This window comes from Ensifer sp. R1-3 (assembly GCF_056739175.1).
On record NZ_CP096515.1, the window covers coordinates 2,026,042 to 2,039,798 of the forward strand.

Sequence of the window (13,757 nt, forward strand, 5' to 3'; positions counted from 1 at the left end):
GGGAACGGGCGCCTGATTACTCGGCCGCCGTGCTGATCGTGTCCGCCTCGTAGCCGTGGGCGGTCTTCAGCGCCTGGCGGACGCCCGCTTCGTATTCCGGGTGGACACGGGCGAAATGAATGAGCTGCCGCTCGATGATCTCGCCCGGGACGCCGCCCATGGCGGCCGCGATGTTGGAGAAGAGGCGCGACTTCTGCCCTTCGTCGAAGAGGCCGAACAGCGCCCGCACCTGGACGTAGTCGTCATTGCCGACGCGGTGGTCGTAGCGGGACATGTCGCCGTCTATTCTGAGCGGCGGTTCCTTGGCCAGCGGCTGTTCGGCCGGGCCATTGAAGGAGTTGGGCTCGTAATAGGCGTCCGGATTGCCGGTGCGAATGCCGCCATAGGTGTTCATCTGACCATCGCGATGATAGTGGTGAACCGGGCAGCGCGGCTGGTTGACCGGGATGTGCTCGTAATGCGTGCCGAGGCGGTAGCGGTGGGCGTCCGCATAGGAGAAGATGCGGGCCTGCAGCACCTTGTCCGGCGAGAAGCCGATGCCGGGAACGATATTGGAGGGCGAGAAGGCTGCATTCTCGATCTCGGCAAAATAGTTTTCCGGGTTGCGGTTCAGCTCCAGCACGCCGATCTCGACCGGCGGGTAGTCGGCATGCGGCCAGACCTTGGTCAGGTCGAACGGGTTGTAGGGCGTCTTCTCGACGTCGAGCTCCGGCATGATCTGCACCTGCACCGTCCAGCGCGGGAACTCGCCGTTCTCGATGGCGTAGAACAGTGACTCCTGATAGCCCTCGCGGGTCTTGCCGATGACCGCCTCGCCTTCCTCGTTGGTGAAGAACTTATGGCCCTGCTGGGTCTTGAAGTGGAACTTGACCCAATAGCGTTCGCCCGCGTCGTTCCAGAAGGAATAGGTGTGCGAGCCGTAGCCGTTCATATGCATCGGCGTCTGCGGGAGGCCGCGGTCGGACATCAGGATCGTCACCTGATGCAGGCTTTCCGGCGACAGGGACCAGTAGTCCCACATGGCAGTGGCGGAACGGAGATTGGTCTTCGGATGACGCTTCTGCGTGTGGATGAAGTCGGGGAACTTGTAGGGATCGCGAATGAAGAAGACCGGCGTATTGTTGCCGACGAGGTCCCAGTTGCCTTCATCGGTGTAGAATTTCAGCGCGAAACCGCGGACGTCGCGCTCGTGGTCGGCGGCGCCCTGTTCGCCGGCAACGGTCGAGAAGCGGGCCAGCATCGGCGTTTCCGCGCCGGGCTGGAGACACTTCGCCCTGGTGTATTGCGAGATGTCGCCGGTGATCTTCAGCGAGCCGAAAGCACCCCAGCCCTTGGCATGGACGACGCGTTCCGGAATGCGCTCGCGGTTCTGGTGCGCCAGCTTCTCGATGAGCTGATAATCCTGCAGCATGATGCCGCCACGCGGGCCTGCCGTCAGCGAATTCTGGTTGTCCGGCACCGGCGCCCCGGCGGTGGTGGTGATCGTCGGACGATCTGTCATCACATCCCTCCTGTTTCGATGTTTCGGCTTCCGATGCTCGCTGAAGAGCGTGACGGCTGAACGACAGCGGCCACGATCGCCACAGTGCATGGAAGGCCTTGGCACTGGTTTCTCCCATCCCGCGACGATAATCTCCAATTGTATTTCCTGCCATTTACGATAAGATTTTCCTATCATGTTGACACTCAGGCAGATGCGTTACTTCGATGCCCTCGCAGCCGCTCGCCACTTCGGCAAGGCGGCCGAACTCACCCATGTCAGCCAGCCGGCACTCTCTGCGCAGATCATGGAGATGGAAGAACATCTGGGCGTGAAGCTGGTGGAACGGAGCCGCGCCGGCGTTTTCCTGACCGTCAAGGGCGAGGAAGTGCTGGCGCAGGTGCGTTCCATCCTCGCGGATGTCGGCAGATTGGAGGAGAGCGCCCGGACAAATACGGGCACTCTCGAAGGGCGGGTCCGCCTCGGGGTCATCCCGACGCTCGCGCCCTATCTCGTACCGAGGCTCATTCCCTACCTGCGCGAACGGTATCCGGCGATCGACATAGAGCTCAAGGAGTCGCTCACCGACCGGCTCATCGCCGATCTCGGCGACGGCCGGCTCGATGCGGTCGTGGCGGCACTGCCGGTCGATGGGGACGGCATCGTTACCCGGGCGCTGTTTTCCGATCGCTTCTATATGGCCGTGGCGGAGAACGACCGGCAGGTGCTCATGTCGCCGATGACGGAAGAGCAGGTGGATATTTCGCAGTTGCTGTTGCTCGAAGAAGGCCATTGCCTGCGCGATCAGGCGCTGGCCGTCTGTAATACGGCCGGCAAACGGCAGCTCCTGAGTTTCGGCGCCACGTCGATGGCAACGCTTTTGCAGATGGTGGCAAACGGCATGGGAATGACACTCATTCCCGAGATCGCGATACCGAGCGAAGCCGCACGCAACGCGATCCGGATCGTGCCCTTCGCCGCCCCGGAGCCCTCTCGCGAGATCGGGCTCATCTGGCGGCGCAGCAACCCGCGGCCGCGCGACATGGACGCACTTGCAAACGCCATATCGGCCTGCGCCCGGGAGGTCTCAAGGGACGCTGCCGCGGCCGGAAGAGGCGCGGCGAAAGCTGCGCCTCTTCCGGCCGCATGATCAAACCAGCTTCGTCTTCAGGAATTCGACGGTCCGCTGCCAGGCGAGGTCGGCCGCCTCCTTGTTGTACCGCGCCGCCGAGGTATCGTTGTTGAAGGCGTGGTTCGCACCTTCATAGACGTGGATCGTCACGTCCTTGCCGTTTTCCGTCAGCGCCTTGCGGTAGGCCTCTATGCCGGCATTGATGCGCTCGTCGAGCCCGGCATAATGCAGCAGCAGCGCCGCCTTGATCTTCGGCACGTCCTCGGCCTTCGCCTGGGCACCGTAATAGGCCACGCCGGCCTTGAGATCGGGTGCGTTCACGGCAAGCCTGTTGACGAGACCGCCGCCCCAGCAAAATCCGATCGCGCCGACATTGCCTGTGCTTTCCGCATGGCCTTTCAGAAAGCTCACGGTGGCGACGGCATTCGCATTCGTCTCGGTTGCGTCGAGTGCGCTGATCATCTCCCGCGCCTTGTCCTCGTCATCGGGTGTCCCACCGTCAGGCGATAGGAAATCGGGCGCAAGCGCCACGAAACCTTCGAGCGCCATGCGGCGCGCAACGTCTCTTATGTGCGGGTTCAGGCCACGATTCTCGTGAATGACGATGACGGCGGGAAGCTTGCCCGACGCATCGGCGGGTCTGACGAGATATCCCTTCATTTCGCCGTCGGCGCCGGGATAGGTGATGTCCTCTCCCTTGATACGCTCGTCCGTCTCGGCGATCATTTCGGCTTTGGCACTGTTGGCAGCCAGCATCGGCGCGATTGCGGCGGCGGCCGCAGCCGTACCCGCGAGCGCCGTCAATCTCTCCATGAAACGGCGGCGATCCAAAGTGAGATGGGTATATTCGTCATAGGCATCGATCATCGCCTGGGTGATGACAGGCTTGTTCATGACGCTCTCCCTGGGGCTGTGGCAGATCAAATGTCGCTGTAGCAGGCGGCAGCAGACCACCCGGCGACAGGATAGGTCAGCGGCGCGGTCACGGACTTACAAAACTGCGTTACCTCAGCTCATCGCCATCCAGACGGAAAGCCATGTCCACATCGCGACGAGCACAAGGAAACCCGCCATGAACAGCGGCTGGCGATAGCGAAGCCGATTGCTGGTGACGTGGATGAAGGCGTGAGCATAACGGAGCGCCACGAAAAGCCAGGCGAGGCCAAGCGAAAGGAGATTGTCCGCCTCGGTGAGGTAGAGCAGCACGCAGCAAAGATGAAAGAGAACAGGCAGCTCGAACTGGTTCGCGATGCTGTTCCGCACGATAAGGCTCTCGCCCGGCTCGTCGCGGTTTTCCCGGAAGAGGGAAGCGTCGATCTTGCCCGTCCTGATGAGCGATGCCCGACGCGTGGAAAGGAGCGCATAGAGCGCAAAAACAAGCGCGACATGGGCCACCATCGGCCAGAATATTCCGAAGCCTGTCATCGGTGCTCTTCAGCGTCAGCAATGGACATGGCGGACGCCGGACGGCGTCCGCCGATGATATCAGGCGCCGCCCGGATAGTTCGGGCTCTCGCGGGTGATCGTCACGTCATGGGCATGGCTCTCGCGGAGGCCGGCGCCGGAGATGCGAACGAAGGTGGCGCGCTCCTGGTAATCCTTGATCGTGGCCCCGCCGACATAGCCCATGGAGGCGCGCAGGCCGCCGGCGAGCTGGTGCAGGACGCCGGAGACCGGCCCCTTGTAAGGCACCTGTCCCTCGATGCCTTCGGGCACGAGCTTCAGCGTGTCACGGACCTCCGCCTGGAAATAGCGGTCGGCCGATCCGCGCGCCATGGCGCCGACGGACCCCATGCCGCGATAGGCCTTGAAGGACCGGCCTTGGTAGAGGAAGACCTCTCCGGGGCTCTCCTCGGTTCCGGCGAGCAGCGAGCCGATCATCACGGCCGAAGCGCCGGCAGCGATCGCCTTGGCAACGTCGCCCGAAAATTTGATGCCGCCGTCGGCGATGATCGGGATGCCCGCGGCCTGCGCGGCATCGACGGCCGCCATGATCGCGGCGAGCTGGGGCACGCCGACCCCGGCGACGATGCGCGTCGTGCAGATCGAGCCGGGGCCGATGCCGACCTTGACCGCATCCGCCCCGGCGTCGATCAGCGCCTTGGTACCGTCCCCCGTCGCGACGTTGCCCGCCATGATGCGCACCGAGTTGGAAAGCTTCTTCACGCGTGCCACCGCATCGAGCACGCGCTGCGAATGGCCGTGGGCGGTATCGACGACGATCATGTCGACGCCGACATCGATCAGCCGCTCGGCACGCTCGAAACCGTCGTCGCCGACGCTGACGGCGGCGGCGGCGCGAAGCCGGCCCTGCGCATCCTTGGCGGCGTTCGGGTTGAGCTGGGACTTTTCGATGTCCTTGACCGTGATCAGGCCGACGCAGCGTCCTTCGGGATCGACCACGAGGAGCTTCTCGATGCGGTGCTTGTGCAGAAGGCGCTTTGCCTCCTGCTGATCGACGCTTTCCTTCACGGTGATGAGGTTTTCCCGCGTCATCAATTCGTAGATCTTCTGGGAAGGATCGGAAGCGAAGCGGACGTCGCGGTTGGTGAGGATGCCGACGAGGCGCCCCTGCGTCTGCCCGCCCAGGCCGCCGTTTTCCACGACTGGAATGCCGGAGATGCCGTGCGCCTTCATCAGGCCCAGAGCATCCGCAAGCGTCGCATCCGGGCCGATCGTGACCGGATTGACGACCATGCCGCTTTCGAACTTCTTGACCTGCCGGACTTCTTCCGCCTGTTCGGCGGGCGTCAGGTTGCGGTGGATGACGCCGATGCCGCCGGCTTGTGCCATGGCGATCGCGAGCCGCGCCTCGGTGACGGTATCCATGGCCGCCGAGAGGATCGGAAGATTGAGTTCGATGTCCTGTGCGATACGGGTGGCGATATTCGTCTGGCCCGGCATCACCTCGGAATGCCCTGGCTGGAGCAGGACGTCGTCGAAGGTCAAAGCCTCCAGACCGGTTGCCGTTTCGATGATGCGCGCCATGGCCAGTTCCTCTTCAAATAAACGAAAAATCCCCGGGGACGCTCAGCGACTTGTCCACCGGGTGACTTCAAGGCTTGTCTTGGAAGTTGGCGAGGGCTGGTAACACGGATACGCCGGAATGAAAATAGCCAAGGGGCCCAAATCTTATGGGCCCCGCCGAATTGTTGTCGCAGTGCAACAAGCCGTCTCTTCAAATATCGAACTGATAGCTCGCCGGTACGAAGCGATAGCCCTGATCCTGGCTCTCGACGAAGCCGACGGACGGAAACGGCATGTGATACCCGATGAAGGGCAGCCGGTCGGTTGCGATCATGTCGAAGACCTTTTTTCTGCTCGCACTCGCGGCCGGCTTGTCCATGTCGAAGCGGACCTCCCAGTCGGGCCGCTGCAGCGACAGGACATAGTGGTTCGCGGTGTCTGCGGTCAGGATCATGGCCTTGCCGTCGGACTCGAGCCGATAGATCATATGCCCCGGAGAATGACCGAACGCGGCCATGGCAGAGATGCCGGGCACGACGTCGCCGCCATCCGCGACGAAGGTGATCTTTTCCGCCAGCGGCACGACCTTCGCCAGCACCGCCTTGTGCCCGTTCTCGGCAGGAGTGCCGACGCGGGCGCCGTCCTTCCAGAAGTCGTACTCGACCTGTCCGGTCACATAGCGCGCATTGGCAAAAGCGGGCTTTCCACCCTCCGTCAGGCCCCCGATATGGTCACCGTGCATGTGAGTGATGACGACGACCGTCACCTGTTCCGGGGCATAACCGGCAGCCTTCAGGCCTTCCGCAAGCTTGCCCGTGCCCGCCTCACGACCTCCCTCGCCAAGCCCGGTGTCGAAGAGAACGACCTCGGATCCGGTATCGACCAGGACCGGGGAAAAGCCGTTGACGAAGCCGCTGGTCGGCAGGAAATTCTGTTCCAGAAGCTTGGAGACCGACTCCGCAGGCTGATCGGTACCGAAGATCTCGTGCGGCTTGTCCGCGGCGCGCGTCCCGTCGCTGATCACCGTCACCTTGAAACTTCCGAGTTTCAATGTCCTGAAGTCCGCGCTCTTGCCCATGCCGTCCTTTTCCGCCGTTTCCTGAGCACCGGCAATACCTGCAAGCAGGCTTGGTGCCGCCAACGCGCCCGCGCCTGCCGCGAACAGCGTCCGCCGCTTCAATTGAAATGCCATCGTCATTCCCTCCTGTTGACCGGAGCTGCCCGCGCGCCGGTGATCACAGGCGAGAAGTAGTGCCTTGACAGAAATGGACAGGAGGGATCACACGCATTTGATCTTCAATCTCCGGTTTCGCCCCGACAAAGCCATCGGAACCCCTTACCCGCGACCCGCGCGCACGAGTTTCTGATGATTTTGTCCTCAAATCGATTTCGAATTAAGAACCAATGCGGCTAACGCCCGCAGTGACAGCCCCAAGGCGCCTTTCATGAACCGCATCGTCCCGTTGATCCTCGCCGTCGCTCTCTTCATGGAGCAGATGGATTCAACCGTTATTTCGACATCGCTGCCGGCAATCGCGCGCGACATGGGCGTCGGGCCGATCACGCTGAAGCTCGCGCTGACCTCCTATATGGTGGCGCTGGCGATCTTCATTCCCCTGAGCGGCTGGATGGCGGACCGGTTCGGCGCCAAGCGCATCTTCCGCGCGGCGATCCTCGTCTTCATCGCGGGCTCCGTCTTTTGCGCGGTGGCGGATAGCCTCTTCGCCTTTGTCGTTGCGCGCTTCCTGCAGGGCATGGGCGGTGCCATGATGACGCCGGTCGCGCGGCTCGTCCTTGTCCGCAGTGCGCCACGAAGCGAGCTTGTCTCGGCAATGGCTTTGCTGACGATCCCCGCACTGGTCGGACCGCTCGCGGGCCCGCCGCTCGGCGGCTTCATAACGACCTATTTCTCCTGGCACTGGATCTTCCTGATCAACGTGCCGGTCGGCATTGTCGGCTATTTTCTTTCCGGCATCTACCTGCCCGAGATGGAGCGGCGAAATCCGCCCCCGGTTGATATCATCGGTTTCCTGCTCGGGGGCATTGCCGCCGCCGGCGTGGTCTTCGGGCTCTCGGTCATCAGCCTGCCGGCCCTGCCGCCGGCGATCGGTATCGCTTCCGTGTCGGCCGGCGTCGCCGCCTCGCTCCTCTATATCTTCCATGCGCGCCGGCATCCGGCGCCCGTGCTCGATCTCAAGCTCTTCCGCGACGGCGCCTTCCGCGCCGCGTCGATCGGCGGCACGATCTTCCGCATATCCGTCGGCGCTGTGCCTTTCCTGATGCCGCTGATGCTGCAGGTGGGCTTTGGTCTCAGCCCGTTCCAATCGGGCCTCATCACCTTCGTCGGCGCCGTCGGCGCCATCACCACGAAGTTCCTCGCGCGCCGCGTGTTCGCTTTCGCCGGCTTCCGCACGACGCTGCTCATCGCCGCCGTGATCGCGGCCGTCACGACTTTCGCCAACGGCTTCTTCACGCCGGCGACGCCCTATCTCCTGTTGATCTCCGTCCTGCTGATCGCCGGCTTCGCCCGGTCCTTCTTCTTCACCGGCGTCAACGCACTCTCTTTCGCCGATATCGACGATGCCGACGCCAGCAAGGCGACGTCGATGAGCGCCGTACTGCAGCAGATCAGTCTCGCATTGGGGGTCGCAGTCGCAGGCGCCATTCTCGAATTCGAGACGGCGCTCAGCGGCAAGCCGCTTGAGCTTGCAGACTTTCACGTCGCCTTCATGATCATTGCCATCGCCAATCTTCTGGCGGCGATCCCCTTCATCGCCATGGCGAAGAATGCCGGCGCCTCGGTTTCGGGGCATCGGCTGGCAGTACGGGAAGTGGAAACGACGGCTGCCGGCAAATAATCTGCCGCAGGGTCTGATTGGGCAGCACTGTCAGGGGGGCGCTCCGCCCCCTGCCCTTTCAAGCAAGCCGCACAACTCCTATTCCGGCCGCTCGCAGACCGCCGAAAGCTTGTTGCCGTCCGGGTCACGGACGTAAGCCGCATAAAAATTGGCATGGAACGGGCGCAGCCCCGGCGCGCCCTCATCGGTGCCGCCGCCGGCGAGCGCCGCGGCATGGAAGGCGTCCACCGCCGCGCGGCTTTCCGCTTCGAGCGCCACCATCGAGCCGTTGCCGATCGTCGCGGCCTCGCGATTGAACGGCGTCACCACCCAAAGCCGGCAGCGGACGTCACCCTCCGCCCCGTAACCGATCTCCACCTCATCCTCCTTGCGGCGCCTGAGGCCAAGGGGCGCAAGCGCCCGATCGTAGAAAGCGCCCGCCCTTTCGAGGTCATTGGAGCCGAGGGTCACATATAGCAGCATGGCTCTATTCTTCCGCGGCACCCTCTGCCGGCTCGTCGCTCTCAAGCGCATGGCGACCCTTGAAACCCTTGGCGAGCAGGAACATCTCGACCGATTCGGCACGCGACGATGCCGGCTTCACATGGACGACCTGGCGGAAATTCTGCTTCAGCATGTTCAGGAGGTCGCGCTCGGTGCCGCCCTGGAAGGTCTTCGCCAGAAAATGTCCGCCCTCCGCGAGTACCTCGACGGCGAAATGCGCCGCCACCTCGCAGAGATGCATGGTTCTGATATGGTCGGTCTGGCGATGGCCCGTGGTCGGCGCCGCCATATCGGACAGGACGATATCAGGAGCTCCGCCGATCGCCTGTTTCAGCTTTTCCGGCGCCTCGGGATCGAGGAAATCCATCTGCAGGAAGCGGACGCCCGGGATCGGATCCATTTCGAGGAAGTCGATCGCCGCGACCCGCGGATCGGCATCGGTGGAGTTCGTCACCTTGGCGGCGATCTGCGACCAGCTACCGGGTGCCGCGCCCAGATCGATGATGCGCTTGGCGCCGGCAAGAATCTTGTGCTTCTCGTCGATCTCGAGGAGCTTGAACGCCGCTCTTGCGCGGTAGCCTTCGAGCTGCGCCCGCTGAACATAGGGGTCGTTGATGTGGCGCTCGATCCAGCGGCGCGAAGACGCCTTGAGCTTGCCCTTCTTGACCTTCTGTCCGAGCTTGCGGCCGCTGCGATTGCCGCCGATCGGGGATTTCGTCATGCCTCGGTTCCTTCGTGGCGCTTCACCCGTTCCTCGCCCGCCTGCGCAGAACCGAAGCTGCGCTGATGACGGCGCGGACGCCCCCGGCGCCAGGCCCCGTCATCCGCCATCATATCGGTCAGCAGCCCTTCGCGAAGCCCGCGATCGGCGACGCGCATGCGGCTCGACGGCCAGCGGCGGCGGATCGCCTCGAGAATCGCGCAGCCGGCAAGCACCAGATCGGCCCGGTCCGGGCCGATGCAGGGATTGGCGGCACGTGCGGCGAAATCCCAGGAGAGCAGGCGTGCCTGCATGGCCGAGACCTCGTCATCGGAAAGCCAGAGCCCGTCCACGCGGCGGCGGTCGTAACGCGGCAGGTCGAGATGCACGCCGGCGAGCGTCGTCACGGTTCCCGACGTTCCGATCAGATGGAAGCCGTCGCCGTAGGAGCCGCTTGCCAGCGCGTCGACCGAGGGGCTCTCGAAGCCGGCGAGCATGGCCTCGACCTCGCGCACCATCACCTCGAAACTCTGGGGCGTCACATGCTCGCCGCCGTGGCGCTCGGAAAGGGTGACGACGCCCACGGGCAGAGAAGTCCAGTGGGTAATGTGATTGGCAAGCCGGCTCGAGCGATTTTCGCCTATCCGGATGACGGCGATTTCCGACGATCCGCCGCCGATATCGAAGAGCACGACGGACCTGGTTTCGCGGTCGACGAGCGACGAGCAGCCGGACACGGCAAGCCGTGCCTCCGTCTCGCGATCGATGATCTCGAGTTCTAGACCGGTTTCCTCGGCGACGCGCTTCATGAAGGCTTCGCCGTTGGCAGCCGCACGCGCAGCCTCGGTCGCAATCAGCCGGCGACGGCGGATCGACCGGGCACCGAGCTTGGCGGCACAGACCTTGAGCGCTTCGACCGAGCGCTCCATCGCGTCGTCCGAAAGCCGCCCGCTGGCGCCGAGCCCCTCGCCCAAGCGGACGATTCGCGAAAACGCATCGACCACACGGAACTGGCCCGGCCGGGTCGGCTGCGCGACGAGCAGCCGGCAATTGTTGGTGCCGAGGTCGAGTGCCGCATAAAGCGGTGCCGGCGGCTCGCCCGGCGCGACGAACGGCGCACCGAGCCTCTCCGGACGCGCCTGCTGTTGCGCGGCGGCATCGCCGTTCCGAGGCCGCGCAGTATCGCCGGGCCGCTCGCCCGGCCGCAGGCTTGTCGTCGGGTTGTCCGCGGAAGCCAGCGGCCGCCCCTGAAGGCCGCGCCGATGGCGCGCCTTCCTGTTGCGCTTTTGGCCGCCCTTCTTGTCGCTGAGCGCCGCATCCAAAGCCGGCGCGCTTGCACCGGAGGCAACGGACTGATCTTGCGGTCTTGCTGATTTCGAACGCCGGCGCCGTTTGCGCTTGCGCGACGGCTCCGCCTCGTTCAGTGCTGCGGGACGCCCTGCTTCTCCGGACGGGCCGGATCCGCTGGCAATTGCAGACGGGGAACCGGACAGCTTACGCCGCCTCCGTTTGCCCTTGCCGCCCCGCGGCGCGCCTGTGCGCGCCTCGCTGCGGCCTGCTGCCGACGCCCCGGATTCAGACGGCTTCTCGCCGTGATCGGGGTCTTTCACTTGTCTCAACCATGGCGCCGCGCGAAGCCTGACGGCCGCTCAAGGCGCTCTCTCGATTTTGCGTTGGCGCGACTGTACCAGCGCCGCTTCTTTTCGCCAAACTTTTTTTGAAACCATAGCGGAGCGGGCGACCCCGACCGCCCTCCCCCTTCGGTTGCCGGACATCGATCAAGGATCGATGGACTTTCGAGCTCAACCCAAACCTAAAAGGACACAGCCCGGCCGCATTTTTTTGGCAAAAGGTATTTGCATCGGGCGTTCTTTTGTTTATAAGCCCGCCACACCGACGCGGCGGTACACCGCCTGCGGGCCTTGGGGAATAGGTTAACGGTAGACCAGCGGACTCTGACTCCGTTAGTCCTGGTTCGAATCCAGGTTCCCCAGCCAACTCTCCCTAAACGCCCTTGATTCCTTGATTTCCAGTCGTGCCGGATCCCATTTTAGCGTCATTGGCGACCTCTTCGTGCCAGCCCGCGCGGACGATCGGCCTCATTCGCAGTTTCTGCAGTATCATCGCGAGCAGGTGTTCAAGGGGTGAGGAAGCGGAAATGATTTCCGCTCTCCGTACAGATATCTACTCCTCGCCGAAAAAGTCCTCATCCAGCCGCTTGAACTCGACGGTGCGATAGCTGCGAACGCAGACGCCGTGCTCGATCATCAGGTCGGCCAATTCCTGGCCATCGATGAGGATCACCCGTTGGGCCAGATGCTTGACGTAGTCGCGCGCCGGTTGGCTGAAGGTGGAGGTGGTGACGAAGACGCCCTTGGTGGCGCCGAGGCCGACGAGACTTCCGACGAAGCCGTTCACGTCCGGGCGACCAACCGGGTTGTCGAGATCGTCAGCGACCCGCTCCGCGACCTCGGCAACGCGGGTCTCTCCCTCGGCGGCGAGACGCAACACGGGGAGCATAAGGCTCTGGTAGTCCGGAATCATCGAGTATGCTCCTCGACAAGGTTGAGGGTCGGACGTCACGCGCTCCTCACTACATCCATGAGCCGCGAGTAATCGGTTACAACATCATACTTGACGTGGTCGTTCGTCACAGAGCTTCCGATTCTCTCGAAGAATCTCCGGGCACACTCAATCTTCGTGCTCTCAAATTCGCGCAGCTTCAGTGAGGACAAGGTGCCCTTGGTCTCGGCGACGAAATAGATATGCCGGACCGAACTTTCTTTGAATGAGATGGCCCAATCCGGATTGTAGTCCCCCACTGGTGTCGGTATCGCGAAGCCTTTCGGAAGCTTGGCGTAGACGACGATCTCGTTGCTGATGTCCAACTGCTCGACGAACTTGCGCTCGGTATCAGAATCGAGAAGCGCATAGTCGTAGACATGCTTCTTCAATTTCTCGCTCGCTCTGGAGAAGTCCTGAACGATTTGGCTGGCCGTGAAGATATCGGTCTCATAGCGCTCGGCAACAGCATCGTAGGTCAAGCGCTCGATGACCATCGTTGCCTTCTGCTCAATGATTAGGCGGGAGGCATCGCTGATAAAGTGCTCCGGGTTTTCCTTGAACTGTGCAAATACACTCGGTTGTATCCCGGTCAGAATCTCCGCCATGGTCTGGCGGGTGAGTTGCGTTGCTTCTGCAAGCTTTGCCAGTAAATCGTACTTTACAAGTGAGGTGACCGTCTCAGCTTGATAGCTCGCTTGCTCGTTTTCACGGAAGCTTTTGCCATCCCCAACGGCATCATAGGTCAAGCCATCGCGTTGAATGCCGGCGGTAACGGTATATCGGAGCGGGGTCACCCGAAGATGGCTGTCTAGCGCGCTGATGCACTTGCCGATCAGTTCTGCTGGTTCAAATTCGACTCTGTATACGGCCTTTTGGTTGATCCGGCCCCAGAGCTCCTGAAATTCTTTCCGGTGGAAGTTGTCGTTAAGCGGGTTGCGCCTAGAGCGGCGGTCGTCCTGCATCTTTGGCAACTGCCGTTCGTTGAAGACGCCGTCAATCAGCCCCACGATCTGGTCGGTGTAGGGCTTCAAATCTTCCGGCAGTTCAGCCAGCGTCCCGTTTTCACGGGCGCTCTGATACTTCTCCGTGATGTTCTTCTGCCTGTCGACATATTCGTTTTGAACAAGATAGAACTCGATCCCCGCTGCCATGTCGGACGACACCTCGATCGACGCGCTCTCCGCCTCTATGAGCTTGCCCTTGAAATATTCTTCGTTCGCCTGGCGCGGTCGGGCTGTCAGTGCTTCGACCATTTCCTTCTGAAGCGCATCCACAAAATTCTTGTAGCTCTCGCTGGCAACAACCGTCAGCACGTTAATGTCGTGGACCGTGACTGGATTATCCATGCGGTCGCCGTTCTGGTCCACGCTCAAACGCAGACCACGACCGACTTCCTGGCGGCGTGAGATCTGGTTTTCACTGTGCTTCAACATGCACATCACGAAGACGTTCGGATTGTCCCAGCCTTCACGCAGCGCCGAGTGGGAGAAGATGAAGCGGGTCGGCTCCGCAAGCGATAGCAATCTCTCCTTGTCTTTCAGGATGAGGTCATATGCGTCCGGATCTTCCGAC

12 protein-coding genes and 1 tRNA gene are annotated in these 13,757 nt (G+C 62.6%); 3 read left to right on the plus strand and 10 right to left on the minus strand.

The window, feature by feature from the left end:
• Nucleotides 1-16 precede the first annotated feature (16 nt).
• The gene (gene katA / locus M1D43_RS09785) at nucleotides 17-1,501 is read right to left on the minus strand and encodes a catalase KatA (RefSeq protein ID WP_010968798.1); all 1,485 of its coding nucleotides are present in this window, start codon (nucleotides 1,499-1,501) and stop codon (nucleotides 17-19) included.
• A 175-nt stretch (nucleotides 1,502-1,676) separates the two neighbouring features.
• Between katA and oxyR the strand changes: the two genes are divergently transcribed.
• Nucleotides 1,677-2,630: a hydrogen peroxide-inducible genes activator OxyR gene (gene oxyR, locus M1D43_RS09790; RefSeq protein WP_192923477.1), complete on the plus strand. Its 954-nt coding sequence runs from the start codon at nucleotides 1,677-1,679 to the stop codon at nucleotides 2,628-2,630.
• Here oxyR and M1D43_RS09795 read toward each other — a convergent pair whose 3' ends face one another.
• The 4 genes from M1D43_RS09795 to M1D43_RS09810 all read right to left on the minus strand — a co-directional run bounded on the left by M1D43_RS09795 (nucleotide 2,631) and on the right by M1D43_RS09810 (nucleotide 6,771).
• A complete protein-coding gene (locus M1D43_RS09795; RefSeq protein WP_003527204.1) occupies nucleotides 2,631-3,506 on the minus strand; it encodes a dienelactone hydrolase family protein in 876 nt (291 codons plus the stop codon). It abuts the gene before it with no gap.
• Nucleotides 3,507-3,620: 114 nt separating this feature from the next.
• Complete coding sequence (locus tag M1D43_RS09800) at nucleotides 3,621-4,037, minus strand: MAPEG family protein (RefSeq protein WP_003527202.1); 417 nt, start codon at nucleotides 4,035-4,037, stop codon at nucleotides 3,621-3,623.
• Nucleotides 4,038-4,097: 60 nt separating this feature from the next.
• The gene (gene guaB, locus M1D43_RS09805) at nucleotides 4,098-5,600 is read right to left on the minus strand and encodes an IMP dehydrogenase (protein ID WP_153314416.1); all 1,503 of its coding nucleotides are present in this window, start codon (nucleotides 5,598-5,600) and stop codon (nucleotides 4,098-4,100) included.
• Between the two features lie 190 nt (nucleotides 5,601-5,790).
• Complete coding sequence (locus M1D43_RS09810) at nucleotides 5,791-6,771, minus strand: MBL fold metallo-hydrolase (RefSeq protein WP_015007210.1); 981 nt, start codon at nucleotides 6,769-6,771, stop codon at nucleotides 5,791-5,793.
• A 253-nt stretch (nucleotides 6,772-7,024) separates the two neighbouring features.
• Between M1D43_RS09810 and M1D43_RS09815 the strand changes: the two genes are divergently transcribed.
• Complete coding sequence (locus M1D43_RS09815) at nucleotides 7,025-8,437, plus strand: DHA2 family efflux MFS transporter permease subunit (protein WP_003527196.1); 1,413 nt, start codon at nucleotides 7,025-7,027, stop codon at nucleotides 8,435-8,437.
• 78 nt (nucleotides 8,438-8,515) lie between these two features.
• Here the strand turns inward: M1D43_RS09815 and M1D43_RS09820 are convergent, their stop codons facing one another.
• Genes M1D43_RS09820 through M1D43_RS09830 form a run of 3 tightly spaced genes read right to left on the minus strand, consistent with a single transcriptional unit; the run spans nucleotide 8,516 to nucleotide 11,230 of the window.
• Nucleotides 8,516-8,899: a VOC family protein gene (locus M1D43_RS09820; protein ID WP_153314413.1), complete on the minus strand. Its 384-nt coding sequence runs from the start codon at nucleotides 8,897-8,899 to the stop codon at nucleotides 8,516-8,518.
• Between the two features lie 4 nt (nucleotides 8,900-8,903).
• On the minus strand, nucleotides 8,904-9,641 hold the full coding sequence (locus M1D43_RS09825) for an RlmE family RNA methyltransferase (protein WP_100669377.1): 738 nt from the start codon (nucleotides 9,639-9,641) through the stop codon (nucleotides 8,904-8,906).
• Complete coding sequence (locus tag M1D43_RS09830; protein WP_318853715.1) at nucleotides 9,638-11,230, minus strand: Ppx/GppA phosphatase family protein; 1,593 nt, start codon at nucleotides 11,228-11,230, stop codon at nucleotides 9,638-9,640. Before M1D43_RS09830 ends, M1D43_RS09825 begins: the two co-directional genes overlap by 4 nt.
• A gap of 313 nt (nucleotides 11,231-11,543) precedes the next feature.
• On the opposite strand from M1D43_RS09830, the gene M1D43_RS09835 reads away from it, so the two are divergent.
• Nucleotides 11,544-11,617, plus strand: a tRNA-Gln gene (locus M1D43_RS09835).
• A 187-nt stretch (nucleotides 11,618-11,804) separates the two neighbouring features.
• On the opposite strand, the gene M1D43_RS09840 is transcribed toward M1D43_RS09835, so the two are convergent.
• Together M1D43_RS09840 and M1D43_RS09845 are read right to left on the minus strand one after the other, a co-directional pair.
• Nucleotides 11,805-12,164, minus strand: a complete 360-nt coding sequence (locus M1D43_RS09840; RefSeq protein ID WP_153314409.1) for a restriction endonuclease — start codon at nucleotides 12,162-12,164, stop codon at nucleotides 11,805-11,807.
• 35 nt (nucleotides 12,165-12,199) lie between these two features.
• Nucleotides 12,200-13,624, minus strand: a complete 1,425-nt coding sequence (locus tag M1D43_RS09845; RefSeq protein ID WP_318853729.1) for a restriction endonuclease — start codon at nucleotides 13,622-13,624, stop codon at nucleotides 12,200-12,202.
• Nucleotides 13,625-13,757 lie beyond the last annotated feature (133 nt).